The sequence below is a fragment of the Amycolatopsis sp. NPDC054798 genome, assembly GCF_053611505.1.
Window position 1 is genome coordinate 247549 of sequence record NZ_JBSHAM010000001.1, and the last position, 15867, is coordinate 263415.

General features: G+C 68.3%; 16 protein-coding genes and 1 tRNA gene. 7 read left to right on the forward strand and 10 right to left on the reverse strand.

Annotated elements, in window-relative coordinates:
* Nucleotides 1-91 precede the first annotated feature (91 nt).
* Together ACWGIC_RS01195 and ACWGIC_RS01200 are read right to left on the reverse strand one after the other, a co-directional pair.
* A tRNA-Ser gene (locus tag ACWGIC_RS01195) sits at nt 92-176 on the reverse strand.
* Between the two features lie 63 nt (nt 177-239).
* Entirely contained in the window at nt 240-989 is a 750-nt protein-coding gene (locus ACWGIC_RS01200; protein ID WP_452073855.1) for a PP2C family protein-serine/threonine phosphatase, read from the reverse strand.
* Nucleotides 990-1066: 77 nt separating this feature from the next.
* Between ACWGIC_RS01200 and ACWGIC_RS01205 the strand changes: the two genes are divergently transcribed.
* Complete coding sequence (locus ACWGIC_RS01205) at nt 1067-2809, forward strand: HsdM family class I SAM-dependent methyltransferase (protein ID WP_452073856.1); 1743 nt, start codon at nt 1067-1069, stop codon at nt 2807-2809.
* A gap of 17 nt (nt 2810-2826) precedes the next feature.
* Nucleotides 2827-3720, forward strand: coding sequence for a serine/threonine-protein kinase (locus ACWGIC_RS01210; RefSeq protein ID WP_452073857.1), 894 nt, complete (start codon nt 2827-2829; stop codon nt 3718-3720).
* Here the strand turns inward: ACWGIC_RS01210 and ACWGIC_RS01215 are convergent.
* Nucleotides 3704-4222 (reverse strand): hypothetical protein, encoded by a 519-nt coding sequence (locus ACWGIC_RS01215; RefSeq protein ID WP_452073858.1) that lies wholly within the window; start codon nt 4220-4222, stop codon nt 3704-3706. The two genes, ACWGIC_RS01210 and ACWGIC_RS01215, sit on opposite strands and share 17 nt — an antisense overlap.
* 202 nt (nt 4223-4424) lie before the next feature.
* A complete protein-coding gene (locus tag ACWGIC_RS01220) occupies nt 4425-4799 on the reverse strand; it encodes a hypothetical protein (protein WP_452073859.1) in 375 nt (124 codons plus the stop codon).
* Between ACWGIC_RS01220 and ACWGIC_RS01225 the strand changes: the two genes are divergently transcribed.
* Entirely contained in the window at nt 4792-5109 is a 318-nt protein-coding gene (locus ACWGIC_RS01225; protein ID WP_452073860.1) for a L,D-transpeptidase, read from the forward strand. The genes ACWGIC_RS01220 and ACWGIC_RS01225 overlap by 8 nt on opposite strands.
* A 93-nt stretch (nt 5110-5202) precedes the next feature.
* Complete coding sequence (locus tag ACWGIC_RS01230; RefSeq protein ID WP_452073861.1) at nt 5203-8034, forward strand: PQQ-dependent sugar dehydrogenase; 2832 nt, start codon at nt 5203-5205, stop codon at nt 8032-8034.
* A gap of 527 nt (nt 8035-8561) precedes the next feature.
* On the opposite strand, the gene ACWGIC_RS01235 is transcribed toward ACWGIC_RS01230, so the two are convergent.
* From ACWGIC_RS01235 to ACWGIC_RS01245, 3 genes are read right to left on the reverse strand one after another with little or no spacing between them, the layout of a single operon-like run.
* Nucleotides 8562-8819: a VOC family protein gene (locus tag ACWGIC_RS01235; RefSeq protein ID WP_452073862.1), complete on the reverse strand. Its 258-nt coding sequence runs from the start codon at nt 8817-8819 to the stop codon at nt 8562-8564.
* Between the two features lie 34 nt (nt 8820-8853).
* The gene (locus ACWGIC_RS01240) at nt 8854-10371 is read right to left on the reverse strand and encodes a 3-hydroxyacyl-CoA dehydrogenase (protein ID WP_452073863.1); all 1518 of its coding nucleotides are present in this window, start codon (nt 10369-10371) and stop codon (nt 8854-8856) included.
* A gap of 46 nt (nt 10372-10417) precedes the next feature.
* Nucleotides 10418-11098: a TetR/AcrR family transcriptional regulator gene (locus ACWGIC_RS01245; protein WP_452073864.1), complete on the reverse strand. Its 681-nt coding sequence runs from the start codon at nt 11096-11098 to the stop codon at nt 10418-10420.
* 126 nt (nt 11099-11224) lie between these two features.
* Here ACWGIC_RS01245 and ACWGIC_RS01250 point away from each other — a divergent pair, with 126 nt between their 5' ends.
* Nucleotides 11225-11671, forward strand: coding sequence for a nitroreductase family deazaflavin-dependent oxidoreductase (locus ACWGIC_RS01250; RefSeq protein WP_452073865.1), 447 nt, complete (start codon nt 11225-11227; stop codon nt 11669-11671).
* A 1-nt stretch (nt 11672) separates the two neighbouring features.
* Here the strand turns inward: ACWGIC_RS01250 and ACWGIC_RS01255 are convergent, their stop codons facing one another.
* Both ACWGIC_RS01255 and ACWGIC_RS01260 read right to left on the reverse strand, forming a co-directional pair.
* Entirely contained in the window at nt 11673-11867 is a 195-nt protein-coding gene (locus ACWGIC_RS01255; protein WP_452073866.1) for a hypothetical protein, read from the reverse strand.
* Between the two features lie 62 nt (nt 11868-11929).
* A complete protein-coding gene (locus ACWGIC_RS01260) occupies nt 11930-12481 on the reverse strand; it encodes a hypothetical protein (protein ID WP_452073867.1) in 552 nt (183 codons plus the stop codon).
* 160 nt (nt 12482-12641) lie between these two features.
* Here ACWGIC_RS01260 and ACWGIC_RS01265 point away from each other — a divergent pair, with 160 nt between their 5' ends.
* Both ACWGIC_RS01265 and ACWGIC_RS01270 read left to right on the forward strand, forming a co-directional pair.
* Nucleotides 12642-13394, forward strand: a complete 753-nt coding sequence (locus ACWGIC_RS01265; RefSeq protein ID WP_452073868.1) for a response regulator transcription factor — start codon at nt 12642-12644, stop codon at nt 13392-13394.
* Complete coding sequence (locus ACWGIC_RS01270; RefSeq protein WP_452073869.1) at nt 13369-14871, forward strand: sensor histidine kinase; 1503 nt, start codon at nt 13369-13371, stop codon at nt 14869-14871. The genes ACWGIC_RS01265 and ACWGIC_RS01270 overlap by 26 nt, the downstream gene beginning before the upstream one ends.
* 20 nt (nt 14872-14891) lie before the next feature.
* On the opposite strand, the gene ACWGIC_RS01275 is transcribed toward ACWGIC_RS01270, so the two are convergent.
* The gene (locus tag ACWGIC_RS01275; RefSeq protein WP_452073870.1) at nt 14892-15797 is read right to left on the reverse strand and encodes a serine/threonine dehydratase; all 906 of its coding nucleotides are present in this window, start codon (nt 15795-15797) and stop codon (nt 14892-14894) included.
* Nucleotides 15798-15867: the final 70 nt, after the last annotated feature.

Here is a 15867-nt window from a genome sequence, read left to right on the forward strand (position 1 = left end):
CCGCGGCCTGACCGGCGTCGACTGAGACGTGAAACGGGAAACGCCGGGTGTCCCCAAGTGGGGCACCCGGCGTTTCGCCTGGTTACTGCGGCGGAGGATACAGGATTCGAACCTGCGAGGGCGTGAACCCAACACGCTTTCCAAGCGTGCGCCTTAGGCCGCTCGGCCAATCCTCCGTGGGGAAGAATACCGGATGCCCCCATCGCCCTCCGCAGGTGGTCCGACCTGCGGGGATGGACTCAGGCCGGGACGACGTCGGCGACCACGATGGTGATGTTGTCCGGGCCGCCGCCCTCGTTGGCCAGTGCGATGAGGCGGGGGACGACTTCCTCGGGGGTGCCGTCGGCGAGGACGTTCTGGATGGCCGGTTCGCTGGCGCCCGCGGTGAGGCCGTCGGAGCAGAGCAGGTAGCGGTCGCCGGCTTGCGGGGTGAATTCCCAGACGTCCGGTTCGGCCGAGCCGGTGCTCAGGAGTGCCTTCATCAGCATCGAGCCGCGCGGGTGGTGGTCGGCGTCGGCGGCGCTGATGGTGCCGTCTTCGACCAGGGCCTGTGCCAGGGTGTGGTCGCGCGTGATGCGCTGCAGTTCGCCGTCGCGCAGGAGGTAGCCGCGGGAGTCGCCGACGTGGGCCGCGGCGAAGTGGGTGCCGTCGAACAGCAGGGTGGTGAGCGTGGTGCCCATGCCTTGCGTGGCGGGGGTTTCCTCGGCCACTTGGGCGAGCTGTTCGCCGATCCGGCGGACGCCGTCGGAGAGCAGGTTCGACAGGTTGTGCGCGGTGAGGTCGAGGGTGCGCAGTTCCGCGTCCAGCGACGCCAGCACGCTGACCGCGGTCGAGCTGGCCACTTCGCCGTGCGGCTGGCCACCGATGCCGTCGGCCACCACGAGCAGCCGCCCGCTGGCGTACACGGAGTCCTCGTTGTTGGTGCGTCGTAGCCCTTGGTCTGAGCCCGCGGAGTAGCGCAGGGCGAACCGGGTCTGCTCGGTGGCCATGTCCCCATGAAACCATTGGTTGACTGAGTTAACAAGCAAAACGATGGAAACCGCTGTCGTCGGCTATCGTGCTCTGCATGGCAGACGACGCGGCGGTGAGTGCGGCCGACATCGCGCGCCTGGCGGGCGTGCGCCGGGCGGCGGTGAGCAACTGGCGGCGCCGCTATGACGATTTTCCCAAACCGGTGGGCGGCACGGCGTCCAGCCCGTTGTTTTCCCTCCCCGAGGTGCAGGCCTGGCTGCGCGGGCGCGGTCGTCCGTTCGAGCTGGCACCGATCGACGAAGCGTGGCAACGGCTGCGCGCGCTCGGCGACGATCTCGACCTCGGCTCGCGGCTCGCGACGGTCGGCGAGTACCTCGCGGACGCCGCTGAAGGGCCGGACGATCCGGAACTGCGGGCGTTGATCTCCCAGCTCGCCTTGGACGAAGGCGCGGCGGAGACGTTCGAACAGCTCTGCGATCGCTTCTTCGAGGCGCACGCCCGTCGGCTCTCCACGACGCCGACCGCGTACGCCGACCTGATGGTGCGGCTGACCGGCGCGAAGGGGGCCACGGTGCTCGACCCCGCGTGCGGGTTCGGGTCGCTGCTGCTGGCCGCCGCAGCGACCCGGGCGCGGGGACAGGACGTCGACCCGGCCACCGCGCGGATCGCTGGCATCCGGCTGCGGCTGCACGGCGCGGACACTGAGGTACACGCCTCGGATGCGTTGCGCGCGGACGCTTTCGCCGGCCGGCTGGCTGACGTCGTGCTGTGCGATCCGCCGTTCAACGAGCGCGGCTGGGGACACGAAGAACTCGTCGGCGACGCGCGGTGGGAGTACGGCTTGCCGCCGCGTGGCGAGTCGGAGCTGGCGTGGGTGCAGCACTGCCTGGCGCACGTGAAACCCGGCGGCGCGGTGGCGGTTCTGATGCCGGGGGCCGCGGCCGGACGGCGGAGCGGGAAGCGCATCCGGGCCAACCTGCTTCGAGCGGGCGCGTTGCGCGCGGTGTGCACGCTCGCGGCCGGCACTGATCTTTGGCTGCTCACGCGACCGGAGCCGGAGCAGCGCGCGCCGGTGACCGTCCTGATCGCCGACACCACCGCGGACACCGTCGAACAGGTGTGGCAGGACTTCTTGGCCGACCCGGACACTGGCGAGCGCATCATCGACGTGCTCGACGACGACGTCGATCTCACTCCGTCCGGCCGCCGCGGGGGCAGCGACCCGGGCGAGGCTTTCCTTGCCGCACAGCAGCTTTTCGGCCAGATCGGGATCGAACTGCCCAAGCTGGAACCGGCTTCCGGCGAACCGGCGCACACGACCGTCGGCGAGCTGGTGAAGGCGGGCGCGCTGCGGATAACGCACGCGCCGCCGCGCACCGCCGACGGTGACGAACCCGTGCTGACCACCGACGACGTGCTTCTCGGCGGCCCGCCGACCGGGCACGCCGCGCCCGATCCGGCGGCGGTTTTCGCGCAGGAGGGCGATGTGGTCGCTTCGGTCACCGGCGCGGTGATTGTCCACAGTGGAGCGCCGGTGCGGCTCGGGTCGGCACTTTCCCGTTATCGCGTGGATCCGGAGCTGCTCGACGCGCAGTTCCTCGCCGGATGCCTGCGCGCCGCGGACTTCCCGGTGCACAGCGCGTCGACCCGGATCGACGCGCGCCGGCTCAAGGTGCCGCGGCATCCGCTCGAAACGCAGCGTGCGTACGGCGTCGCGTTCCGCGCGCTCGCGGACTTCGACCGGGCGCTGCGGCAAACCGCGGAAATCGGCCGCGACCTGGTGCGGCTAGGCTTTGCCGCACTCGCCGAAGGACGGCTGAAGCCCGGTGGCGGGTGAGCGCTGTGAGGGGGCCCATGCTCATCGCGGACCGCTACGAGGTCGACGACCTGCCGCTGGGGCGCGGCGGCATGGGTGCGGTGCACCGCGGGCTCGACCGGCGGCTCGGCCGGCACGTCGCGATCAAGCTGCTGCGGCTCCCCGGCGGCGACGAAGAGCTGGAAGAACGCTTCGCCCGCGAAGCACGGATCCTCGCCACGCTCGACCATCCCGGTGCGCCCACGCTGTACGACTTCGGTACCCATGACGACCGGTTGTTCCAGGTCATGCAGTTCGTTGAAGGCGTGACGCTCGACGATCTGCTCGCCGAACACGGTCCGCTGCCGGTGCCGTGGGCGGCGGCGATCACGGCGCAAGCGGCCGCGGTCCTGTCGGCTGCGCACGCTCGCGCGGTCTGTCACCGTGACCTCAAGCCTGCCAACTTGATGCTCTGTCCGGACGGCAGCGTGAAGGTGATGGACTTCGGGCTCGCTGTGTTGCGCGAAGCCGACACTGCTCGCTTCACGCGCGCGGGACAGCTGCTGGGTACGCCGTCGTACATGGCCCCGGAGCAGATCCAGCGGGGACACGCGGAGCCGCGAAGCGATCTGTACGCGCTCGGTTGCGTGCTGCACGAGATGCTCACTGGCCGTCCGGTCTTCACCGGGCCGACGGCGTACGCCGTGTTCGACAAGCAGGTGAAAGAACCAGCGCCAGTCGTTCCCGGCGTACCTCGGGAGCTGAACGCGCTTCTCGCTGCGACGCTCGCGAAGGATCCTTCGATGCGACCGTCTGGCGCGGAAGTGCTGTACGCGTATCTCGTGCCTTTCGCGCGGGACTTGCCGCCGTTGCCGGGATTCCTGCACCCGGCGACGGTGCTGAGCCCTTCGCGGATGTACGCGCGCATGGTCGGGCTTAGCGGCCAGCGCTGATGCTCGTCGGCGTCTGCTCCGAGAGCGGCAGGCCGAGCTTCTGGATGCGGTGGTAGGTGTAGGCGTTCTGTACGCCGATGCTGACGCCGATCGTGAGCATGATCGTCGAAGACGTCACGGTGTCGCTGACGCCGAGCGCGGCTCCGAGGAAAGAGAAGCCGACGCGTACGCCGATGGTCGCGAACCACAGCACCAACGTGAGCGGAGTGCCCTTCACGAACGTCGTGCCTTCGCGAGCGCTGAGGATCGAAGTGGAGCTGCGCACGACGCCCAGCAGGCCGAGAACCACGACGTCGCCAGCTAGCAGCGCGTACTCGGTCGTGGTCGCGCTTTCCAACGCGGTGGCGGCGGAGAACACGCCGATCGCCGTCAGGATGAACGGCAGCGTCAGCAACCGCTTGCGGCTGAGGAGCGTGCCGCGCCACTGCCGGTAGACGACCCGGTAGAGGACGAGCGCCGCGATGGCGACGTAGAGAACGATGGTGAGCGGGCCGAGGTTCACAGTGCTCCTTCGTGGAGATGGTCGGCTTCGCCCGGCCGGCGGCGGGTGCCGGGAGGCTGCCCGGCGTGCTTCCAGCCTCGCCCGGACCGGTGCGGTTTTCGTCGGCGTACGGGCTGGTGCCGGGTGGATTCGCGGTTCAACCCAGGGGTGGAGACGCCAGATCGTGACCATTGCCGAGCAACCACGGAGGGGTGACGGTCGTCTATTCGGGTGATACGGGTCCTGCCGAGTGACCCGACCGAACGCGGGGGTACCGGATCGTGAAAAGGGTTCTGGTGGGGATGGCGGCGCTGGCCGCGGCTTTCGGGCTCGTGGCGTGCTCCGGCGGCACGGCCGGGTCGGCTTCCGGCGGCGCGGCGGTGCCTGCGGCGGTGAGCGTGCCCGCCTCGTCCTCCAGCGCGCCGGCCAGTTCTGCCCCGGCGACCAGCAGCAGCCCGGAGAGCACCAGCGCGAAGCCGACGCCGAAGCCGGCTCCCTCGCCCAAGCCGAAGCCGAAGGCTGACCCGGAGCCGAGCACCGCCGACGTCCCGTGCGCGGCGGCCGCTGCCGCTTCGGGCACCAGCGCCTGTGTGGACATTTCCGGGCACCGCGCCTGGCTGCTGCAGGACGGCAAGGTGATCTACGGCCCGGTCTCGATGCTGCCCGGGCGCAAGGGGCACGCGACCCCGACCGGCACGTTCCACGTGCTGTCCAAGGAAAAGCTGCACCTGAGCAAGCAGTTCGACAACGCGCCGATGCCGAACTCGGTCTTCTTCTACCCGGGCGACGCGTTCCACACCGGCAGCCTGAAGGTGTACTCGCACGGCTGCATCCACCTGTCGGCGGCCTCGTCGCTGCGGTTCTTCAACACCTTGCACATCGGCGACGTGGTCCAGGTCGTAGCCTGACCCACAGTGTCACGGTCGAATAAATATCACCCGATTGAGGCAACTCCCTCCCCCTTCTGAGCGATTACCGAACGCTCAGAGAGGGGGCCTGGAATGGCCTGGCGCAAACTCCGTTCCCTGCTCGTGGCCGCTCTCGCGGCTCTCGCCGTCCCTGCCGCGGTCACTGCGGTTCCCGCCGTCGCCCCGGCGGCAGCAGCCGACACCCCGGCGCTGCCGCCGGGGTTCGTCGTGCGGGACCTGCCCACCGGGCTCGGCCAGTACGAGTTCACCGACTTCGCCTGGCTGCCCGACGACAGCGTGCTGGCGCTCGGCAAGTCCGGCGTCGTCAACTGGGTCCCGGCCGCGGGCGGCGGTGCGCCGAAGCGGATCGCGACCTTCCCGGTCGAGACTCAGGGCGACATGGGGCTCACGAGCATCGCGCTCGCGCCGGATTACGCCACCTCGCACCAGATCTATCTCAACCGCTCGGTGTCGCTCGGCAACGGCCAGTACACGATGCGCGCCGCCAAGTTCACCGTGCAGCTCGACGGCGACGGGCATCCGTCCGGGCTGACCGGCGAGCGGGTGATTTTCGACCTGCCCGGCAGCCCGTACTACATCCACGGCCTCGACACGGTCTATCCCGCGCCGGACGGAACCCTTTGGTACTCCGTCGGCGACAACGGCGACGCGGGCAAGACCAATCCGGTCGCTTTCGCCGCACAGGATCTCGATGCGCCGTTCGGCAAGATCCTGCACCTCACCGCGGACGGCAAGGGCGTTCCGAGCAACCCGTATTACACCGCTGCCTCGCCGGATTCCGTTCGCAGCAAGGTGTTCGCGAGTGGATTCCGCAACCCGTTCCGGTTCAGTCTTGACCCGAAGAGTGGTCTGCCGGTGGTCGGCGATGTCGGCTGGTACACCTGGGAAGAGCTGGATGTCGTGCAGCCTGGCGCGAATCTCGCCTGGCCGTGTTACGAGGGAAACCATCTCACTCCGGGCTATTCGACTGACGCGCGTTGTGCGGTGGCGGTGAACACTCCGCCGCTGTGGGACTATCAGCATGGGACCGGTCCTGCGCAGGGCAACAGCGTTACCGGCGGGATTGTGTATGGGGGCACTACTTATCCCGCTGCCTACCAGGGCGCGTACTTCTTCGGGGACTACGCCGGGCAGAAGATCTGGACGCTGCGGTACGACGCGCAGGGCAAGCTCGCGCAGGCACCTGCGAGTCCCGCGCCGTTCCAGAATGTTGGCGGGGTTACTCGGATTTCCGCTGCGCCCAATGGGGATATTGTCTTCACTGACCTCAACTCCGGGGTCCTGCGGCGGTTGAGTTACTCGACGAACAACGCTGCGCCGGTGGCTAAGGCGACGTCTGCTACGGATCCGGATACTCGTACGGTTTCCTTTGATGCCAGCGGTTCTGTTGATGCTGATGGTGATCGGCTCAGTTATTCCTGGGACTTCGGCGACGGCAGCACCGGTGCTGGTGTTCAGGCCAGCCATCAGTATGGGGCCGGTGCTTCGTTCACTGCGACGTTGACTGTCTCGGATCCGCTCGGTGGTGTCGGGACTGCGAAGGTTGCTGTCGCGCCAGGGAATCACTCGCCGGTGCTGACGTTATCCGCGCCGGGCAAGGACTTCGCGGTCGGTGAGCCGGTTTCGTTGTCTGCTTCGGCGACTGATGTGGAGGATGGCGGGCTTCCTGTTACCTGGACGTCGATGATTCGGCACTGTCCGGATCTTGGGGCGTGCCATGTGCATCCTGGGGATGGGGCGGTTGGGCCGACGTTGACGGTGCCGTTTACCGAGCACACTGACTCTCGGATGGAGTTCACCGCGACTGTCACCGATGGTGCGGGAGTGCAGGCTAGTAAGACGTATGTGGCTTATCCGCGCCAGCATCGGTTGACGTTGGTGGGGACGCAGCCGGCGGCGTTGAGCATTCCGAGCGAGGGTGGTGTCAGCAGTGCGATGGTTACTGAGGGTGCGACGTTTGATGTGACCGCGGCGTTGGTTGGCAGTGATGGGGTGTCGAAGTTCGCTGGTTGGCAGGGGGGTCCGGTCACCTCCTCGTGGTCGATCACCGTTGGGGTCAGGGATATGACGCTCACCGCCAACTATGTGACCGCGATTGACCAGCGGTATGCGGCTGAGCCTGGGTTGCGGAGTTTGCTCGGAGCGGCGACGGGACCTGAGGTGGTGGACGGGCCAGTGCGGTACCGGGCTTATGCGAATGGGCGGTTGTACTGGTCCGCGGCTACTGGGGTGCGGGAGATCGGCGGGCAGATTCTGGCCCGGTATCTCGCTATCGGCGGGCATCAGGTTTACGGGCCGCCGGTTACTGACGAGACCGGGACGCCGGACGGGGTGGGGCGGTACAACCATTTGCTGGGTACGCCTGGTAGTCAGGCTGCGTCGGTCTATTGGACGGCTGCTACTGGGGCGCATTCTGTGCAGGGGCAGATTCGGGTGAAGTGGGCTGCGCTTGGGTGGGAGCGGGGGCTTGGGTATCCGACTACCGATGAGTCTGGGACTCCGGATGGGGTGGGTCGGTATAACCACTTCACGGGTGGTAGTTCGGTTTATTGGACGCCGACTGGTGGGGCGCATCAGATTGGTGGGGCTATTCGGGATAAGTGGGCTGCGCTGGGTTGGGAGCGGGGGCTTGGGTATCCGACTACCGATGAGTCTGGGACTCCGGATGGAGTAGGGCGGTATAACCACTTTAATGGGGGTGGGTCGATTTACTGGAGTGCTGGTACTGGGGCGCATATGGTGCAGGGGGAGATTCGCAAGCGGTGGGCTGCGCTGGGGTGGGAGAGAGGGTATTTGGGGTTGCCAGTCTCGGATGAGTTTGCGATTAGTGGCGGTGCGCGTAGTAATTTCCGGGGTGGGTACGTGGTTTACCGGAACGGTGTGACGGTGGATTATCGGTGGTGAAGTTGTGTGTGTGGTTGGCGGCTCGTCGCCTGGCGGCGACATTGCGCCTCGTTTGCGAGACGGCACCCCGAAGCCAATTGTGCTGACGGTTCGGGGGTGCTTGTCAAGGCGGAAAAGATGCCTTGACAAGCACCCCCGAACCGCAGGGAAGGCTTCGTATCGGGGTGCAGGGCGGGGGCTGGCTGCCTGGGTGTTTTGGGGTTTGTCGGCGGGGGTTTAGGGAGTGGGGCTAGCGCCCCAATGTGGCATTGGGTGCGTCCCACGCACCGAATGTGGCGTTGGGTGCGTGGGACGCAACCAATGTGGCGTTGGGTGCGATTCGATGCGGGGGTTGGGTGTGGCTGCGAAGCGCTCCTTGAGGGAATCTGGGGCTGTAAGAGGCATCTTCGCGGACTGCGGTGGTGGTGAGGGCAGTCCTGAAGGAATCTGAGCCCGTGAAGGTTCCCCGCGTGCGCTCCGGAGGGCCGTGCGAGGAACCTGTCCAAACTTGTTGGCGCACAGGGGAAGTCTCGGGTTAGAGATCGCACCTAGGCGGCAACGCAGAACTCGTTCCCCGCCGGATCCGCCATCACCACATGGTGTTCGCCGGACTCCACCAGGATCGTTCCGCCCGCTGCCACTAAACGTTCGGCCTCGGCATTGATTCTTTCCCATCGTTTGGCCGGGTCGTCGTCCTTGGGCAGCCGGATGTCGATGTGCAGCCGGGGCCCGGCTCCGTCTGGGTGGCAGAGCCAGGCGCCGTCTTCTGCTGAATCGTCTTCGGGGAGATCGATGGTGACAGCCACGTCGCGAAGCTACTGCCAACCACCAACAAAAAACTCAGGCCAGATCAGCAGGACGGGTGCCAGTGGAAGCCAGCGGCAGGCCCAGCGCCACCCGTTCGGTCAGCCATCCGCTGGGGCGATAGCGCGGATCGCCGGTGGCGCGCAGCAAACCGTTCAGGATTCGCAGGACCTTCTCGGGGCCGACTAGGTCGCCCCACTCCAGAGGGCCGCGGGGGTAGCCGAGGCCGAGGCGTACTGCGGTGTCGATGTCTGCGGGGGCGGCCAGGCCCTGGTCGGCGATGTAGCAAGCGGTGTTGATGATGGACGCGAGCAGGCGTTGCGCGATGGGGGCGGCACCGTCCCGGACGACTGTCACGGGGGTTCCGGTCGCGGCTAGCGCACCCCAGGCGGCGCGGCCGAAGTGCGGGTCCAGTCCAGGGTGGACGGACAGGGTGAAGCGCGATTCGTAGCCAAGTGCGTCGACTCCGCAGACGCGCGAGGCAGGAAGTTCCAGTTGCCGCGCAGCCTCCACAGTGGACTCTCCGCGCAGGGTTACCAGCAACACCGTGTCGGGGTAGGCGTCCGGGACGACGTCGACGCCTGCTGCGGACAGGATGCGGCCCAGTCGTTCGTCCGCGGCGTAGACCGGGGTGGTCGGGGCGGGTGGGGCCGCTGGTTCCGGGGGGAGTTCCTGTTTTCCGTCGGGATAGCGGTAGAAGCCTTCGCCGGTTTTGCGGCCGAAGAGCCCGGCGGCGACGCGTGGGCGGGTCAGCCACGACGGGCGCAGTCGCGGTTCGGAGTGGAAGCCGCTCCAGATGCTTTCCAGCACTGCGTGCGAGACGTCCAGGCCGGTGAGGTCCAGCAGTTCGAACGGGCCGAGTTTGAGGCCGAGGACGTCGCGCGCGATGCGGTCGATCTCGGCGGGCTCGGCCAGTGACTCGGCAAGGATTTGCAGCGCCTCGGTGTTCAGGCCGCGGCCTGCGTGGTTGACCAGGAAGCCGGGGGCGTCCTTCGCCAGTACGGGTTCGTGGCCCCAGCTGCGGACGAGTTCGAGGGCTTCGCCTGCCAGCCAATCGGCGGTGCGCGCGCCGGGGATCACCTCGACCAGGCGCATCAGCGGGACTGGGTTGAAGAAGTGCAGGCCGATCATGCGCGTCGGATCAGTGATCCCGGCGGCGATCTCGGTGACGGACAGCGAACTGGTGTTGGTCGCGAAAATCGTTTCGGGGCCGCAGACTTTCTCGAGGCCGGCGAAGAGCGTCTGCTTGGTTTCGAGGTCTTCGCGGACGGCTTCGATCACCAGGTCCACGCCGTCGGCGGCGGCGAGTGGGCCGTCGACGGGGACGAGGCGTTCCTTCGCCGCGCGGCCGGCCGCTTCGGTCAGCTTGTCCTTGGCGACCATCCGGTCGACCATCGCGCCGACGTGGTCGATCGCCGCGCTGACCGCGTCCGGCTGCACGTCCGCGAGTTCCACGGTGACTCCGCCGGTCGCGGCGAGCTGGACGATGCCGCGTCCCATCACCCCGGTGCCGATTACCCGGATCCTGCCGACCCGTCCGGCCCATCCCGTCACGTCGAACCTGCCTTTCGCTTGGGCGCCACGGCGAACTTACCCCGGACTACAGGCCGACGAAGTCCGCCATCTGCCCGATGAGGTGCTCGAAGTACGCGTCGGCCGGGTCGACGCTGCCGACGTACTGGCCGAACAGCTCGAAATTGAGCGCGCCGAACAGCTGGGTCCAGGCGGCGATGGCCCGCATGACGACCTCGGCGGGGACGTCCAGATCCAGGATCTGGGTGAGCTGGTCGGCCTGCGCTCGCAGCTGCTCCGACATCGGCGCGGTGACCGCCGGCTCGTGCGGATGAGCGTCGCGCAGCACGGCGACCAGCGCGAACGCCACCCGCCCGGCGGGGCCGACGGTGTCCTGCGGGGCTTGATAGCCGGGGATCGGTGAGCCGTAGATGAGCGCGTACTCGTGCGGGTTCGCGCGGGCCCACTCGCGGGTCGCGAGCCAGATGGCTCGCCAGCGCGTGCGCGGGTCGCCGGTGTGCGGATCGGCCTGCTCGGCTGCTTCGCCGACGGCGTTGTACGCGTCGACGATCAGGGCGGTGAGCAGGTGATCGCGGCTCGGGAAGTACCGGTACAGCGCCGACGAGACCATGCCCAGCTCACGAGAGACCGCACGCAGGGAAAGCCCGTGCGCGCCGACCTCGGCCAGCTGGCGGCGGGCCTCGTCCTTGATCTCGCGGGTCAGCTCGGCGCGGACCCGTTCGCGGGCGGTCCGGGGTGCGGCAGTCATGCGATCAGTGTGCCTCGAATAAGAGCGCTGTGCAAAAACGAGAGCACTGCTCTTGACGTGAGACAGTCCCAGGGTGTTCACTGTTCACAACAGAGAGCACTGCTCTCGAAAACCGAGGAGGACCTCATGACCAGCACCCGCTACCTCGAACCGGGCAAGTCGGCCGCGGCGTTCAACGGCATCGTCGGCTGGCTCACCAAGCGCGGCCTCAGCGTGTGGGGCAGCCGGGTGCTGGGCGTCCGCGGCCGCAAGTCCGGCGAACTGCGCGAGGTGCCGGTGAACCTGCTGCCGTTCGAGGGCAAGCAGTACCTGGTGGCCGCGCGCGGCGAGACCCAGTGGGTGCGGAACCTGCGCGCGGCGGGCGAGGGCCAGCTGACCGTCGGACGGCGCACCGAGACGTTCACCTACCGCGAGCTGGCCGACGAGGAGAAGCCCGCTGTGCTGCGTTCGTACCTCAAGCGCTGGGCGTTCGAGGTCGGCACGTTCTTCGAGGGCGTGGACGCGAAGGCGCCGGAGGAGAAGCTGCTGGAGATCGCGCCGGGCTACCCGGTGTTCGAGATCGTCACGCGGTGAGTCAGCGTGCGCGTTTCCGCAACGTGGTGGCCGCGACGAGGACCACGCCGACCAGGAACGCGACCAGCCCGATCAGGAACCACAGCTTCTGGCCGGTCATGAAACTGCCGGTCAGCACGCCGACGCCCTGCAGCACCCACACCGCGCCCACGAGCACCAGCACCACACCGCACGCCAGCGTGATCCACCGCTTCACGGCCATCTCCTCGTTCGCGGGAAGGGAACCTTGAGGAAGTGTCTCAAGGTTCCCCTCGCGGACTACTCGCGGCGGCGGGGTTGTCCGTTGCCGAACTGCTGCGCTTGGCCGAACGAGATCGCGGTGGCGGTGGTGCCCTGGACCTTCGCGACGACGGTGACGTTGTCGCCGGACTTCGGCGAACCGTTCTTCACCGTGGAGGAATCCAGCGTGTAGGTCTGCTTGTAGCCGTCCTTGCTCGTCAAAGTCACCGAGGTGGCGCTGAGTTCGGTGATCGTCCCGGTTTGCATGCGTTCGGTTACGTACCCGCCAGCCGGATCCGTCACCACGAAGTCGCCGTGCAGCGCTTCCCGCACCACTGCCATTCCACCCGGTCCGCCGCGGCCGGCGAAACCGCCCGGACCGCCGAATCCACCGGGACCCTGTTGCGCGGAGGCGTCATTGCCGCTGGTGCCCGCCCAGATCGCCAGTCCGCCGCCCACCGCGATCACCACCGCGACGCCCGCCGCGATCGCGGTCTTCCGGCCCGACCAGGTCTTTCCCGGCCCGTTGCCGCCGGGCTCGGGAGCGGGCTGCTCTCCCCAGGTCGCACCCTGTGCTGGATCGGTCGTCATGGTCTCCTCCGGAACGCTCGGGCTTGTCCTTTCCGAGCGTCGGGGCGGCCGCTGTGCGGAAGCTGTGGCGGAAGTGGGGGACACCTGTGCGGCAGCACCGCACAGGAAACACACAGCCCGGGCACAGCTCGGCCTGAAGGCGGGGCCCGAAGATGGCACCATGAGCAGTGTGAACGCCGCGTCTGCCGGCCGGGGTAAGGCCGAACTGCGCCGCGCGGACGGCAGCCCGGTCCGCGTGCTGGTCGTCGACGACGAATCGACGCTGGCCGAACTCGTGTCGATGGCCCTGCGGATGGAGGGCTGGGAGGTGCGCAGCGCGGGCACCGGAGCCGAAGCGGTCCGCGTCGGCCGCGATTTCCGGCCGGACGCCGTGGTGCTCGACGTGATGCTGCCCGATTTCGACGGTCTCGAAGTGCTGCGCCGGATGCGCGCGGAGATGCCGTATCTGCCGGTTCTTTTCCTCACCGCGAAAGACGCGGTGGAGGACCGCATCGCCGGGCTCACCGCGGGCGGCGACGATTACGTGACCAAGCCGTTCAGCCTGGAAGAGGTGGCGCTGCGGCTGCGCGCGCTGCTGCGCCGGGCGGGCGGCGTTTCCGGTTCGACCGGGTCGCAGCTGGTGGTCGGCGACCTGACCCTGGACGAGGACAGCCGCGAGGTGCACCGCGGCGGCGACCTGGTGCCGCTCACCGCGACCGAGTTCGAATTGCTGCGCTACCTGATGCGCAATCCGCGCCGGGTGCTGTCGAAGGCGCAGATCCTCGACCGGGTGTGGAGCTACGATTTCGGCGGCCAGGCCAATATCGTCGAGCTGTACATTTCCTATCTCCGCAAGAAGATCGACGCCGATCGGGAACCGATGATCCACACCATGCGCGGCGCCGGGTATGTCCTCAAACCCGCCGCGGGCTGAGCAGGGCGTCCGGGCCGGGCGTCGTCCGTGGTCCCTGCGCCGCAGGCTGATCATGCAGCTGGCGGCGCTGCTCGCGCTGGTCTGCCTGGTGGTCGGCGTGGTCACCGAATTCGCGTTGAACAGCTTTCTCGTGGGGCAGCTCGACGGACAGCTGGCGGCGGCGAGCGACCGTGGGTTCCGCCACGGCGTGCCGCGTCCGCCCATCAACGGCCCCGGCAAACTGCCGCCGGATCCTCTGCGCGTGCTTGGCCAGCCCGAGGGGACGCTCAGCCTGACTGTCCACGACGGAATCGTCAATGGGCAGGTGATCGGTCCGCTGGGGCTCGTCCCGCTGACCCCGGAACAGGATCGCGTCCTGCTCGTGCTCCCGCCGAACGGTCAGCGCCGCACGGTCGAGCTTCCCGGGAATCTCCACAAGTACCGGGTGGTCGCGACGTATTCGCCGCGCGGCGACTTCACGGTGATCGGGCTGCCGATGACCCGGGTCACGGAAACGTTGTGGCGGCTGGGATTCATCTTCGGCGGTGTCGCGCTCGGCGGCATTCTCGTCGCCGGATTCGCCGGCGCGGTCACGATCCGGCGCACGATGGCCCCGCTGGACCGGCTCGCCGCGACCGCTTCCCGGGTGTCCGAACTGCCGCTGGACCGCGGCGAGGTCGCGCTGTCCGAGCGAGTGCCCGAAGTGGACACTGACCCGAGGACCGAGGTCGGCAAGGTCGGTTCGGCGATCAACCGGATGCTGGGCCACATCGCCGAGGCACTCGCCGTCCGGCACGCCAGCGAAAGCCGGGTGCGGCAGTTCGTCGCGGACGCGAGCCACGAATTGCGCACCCCGCTCGCGGCGATTCGCGGCTACGCCGAACTGACCCGGCGCAGCGGCGAACAGGTGCCGCCGGACATCGCGTTCGCGATGAGCCGGGTGGAATCCGAATCGGCGCGGATGACGACGCTGGTGGAAGACCTGCTGCTGCTCGCCCGGCTCGACTCCGGGCGTCCGGTGGTGCACGAGCCGGTCGATCTGTCCCGGCTGGTCGCGGACGCGGTCGCCGATTCGCACGTCGCCGGTCCGGAACACAAATGGCTGCTGGAACTTCCCGGCGAACCGATCACGGTGCTGGGCGATTCCGGGCAACTGCACCAGGTGGTGCTGAACCTCCTCGGCAACGCCCGCACGCATACGCCCGCCGGGACCACTGTGACGACCGCACTGTCTACTCAGGACGGCTGGGTCACTTTGTCCGTTGTGGACGATGGGCCGGGGATTCCGCCGGAAATCCTGCCGGACGTCTTCGAACGGTTCGCCCGAGGGGACAATTCGCGGTCCCGTGCCGCCGGGAGTACCGGGCTGGGGCTGGCGATCGTCGCGGCGGTGGTGGCCGCGCATTCCGGACGGGTGCTGGTTTCCAGCGGGCCGGGGCGTACTGAATTCGTGGCACAGTTCCCGCAACTGCGTGACGGCGGCAATGCTCCTTCGTGAGCAATCGACGGTCTACGTCCTCACGCGAAACTGACCGAGGTGTTGGCTCCGCACAACACGAAACACGGCAGCTCAGCCGGGATGCGCCCGGCCAGCCAAGCGGCCAGCGGCACCGCGGCGGCAGCTTCGACGACGAGCCGGAAGTCGCGCCACAGCAGGTCCCGCGCGGCGAGGATTTCGGCGTCGGAAACCAGCACGGACGTGACGGCCGGGGAGTTGAGGATGCCGAACGCCAGCTCGCCGACGCGGGTCGCGCCGAGCGCGGAGGCCGCGACCGAGTCGATGGTGACGTCCACCGGCTCGCCCGCGGCGAGTGCGGCGTGCAGTGCTTGGCAGTGTTCCGGCTCGACCGCGAACACCTGACGGCCATCAGCGGCCAGCGTCGCGCCGGACGCCAGTCCGCCGCCGCCCACCGCGACGGCAATGGCATCGACCTCCGGGGCGTCGGAAACGATTTCCGCCGTCGCGGTTCCTTGGCCGGCGATCACGTCGGCGTCGTCGTACGCGTGCAGGTAGCGGGTCCCGGATTCCTCCGCGACGGTCAGGGCGGCGGCCGCGGCTTCGCCGTACGTCGTGCCGTGCCGGATGAGCTTCGCGCCGGCCGCTTCGATGCCGGCGGCCTTCGCTTCGGGCACGGTTTCCGGGACATAGACGACTGCGGGAATGCCGAGTGCCTGGGCGGCGGTGGCGACGCCGAGGCCGTGATTGCCGCCCGACGCCGTGACCACTCGCTTCGGCTTGGGCCCGGTGAGCAGGGCGTTCACCGCGCCGCGGAGTTTGAACGAACCGGACCGCTGCAGCTGCTCGAGCTTGAGCATCAGCGGACGGCCGTCGATTTCGGTGCGTAACAGTGGCGTCCACCGGACGTGTGGCCGGAGGCGAAGATGGGCGGCGGCGACGTCGGCGGGGGCAGGAGCGGTGCGCATATCGGTCATTCTCCTCTCCGGTGCCCTTCGGTGGGTGCCGCTTGCCGGGAAAACCCCAGCGTGTCAGGGC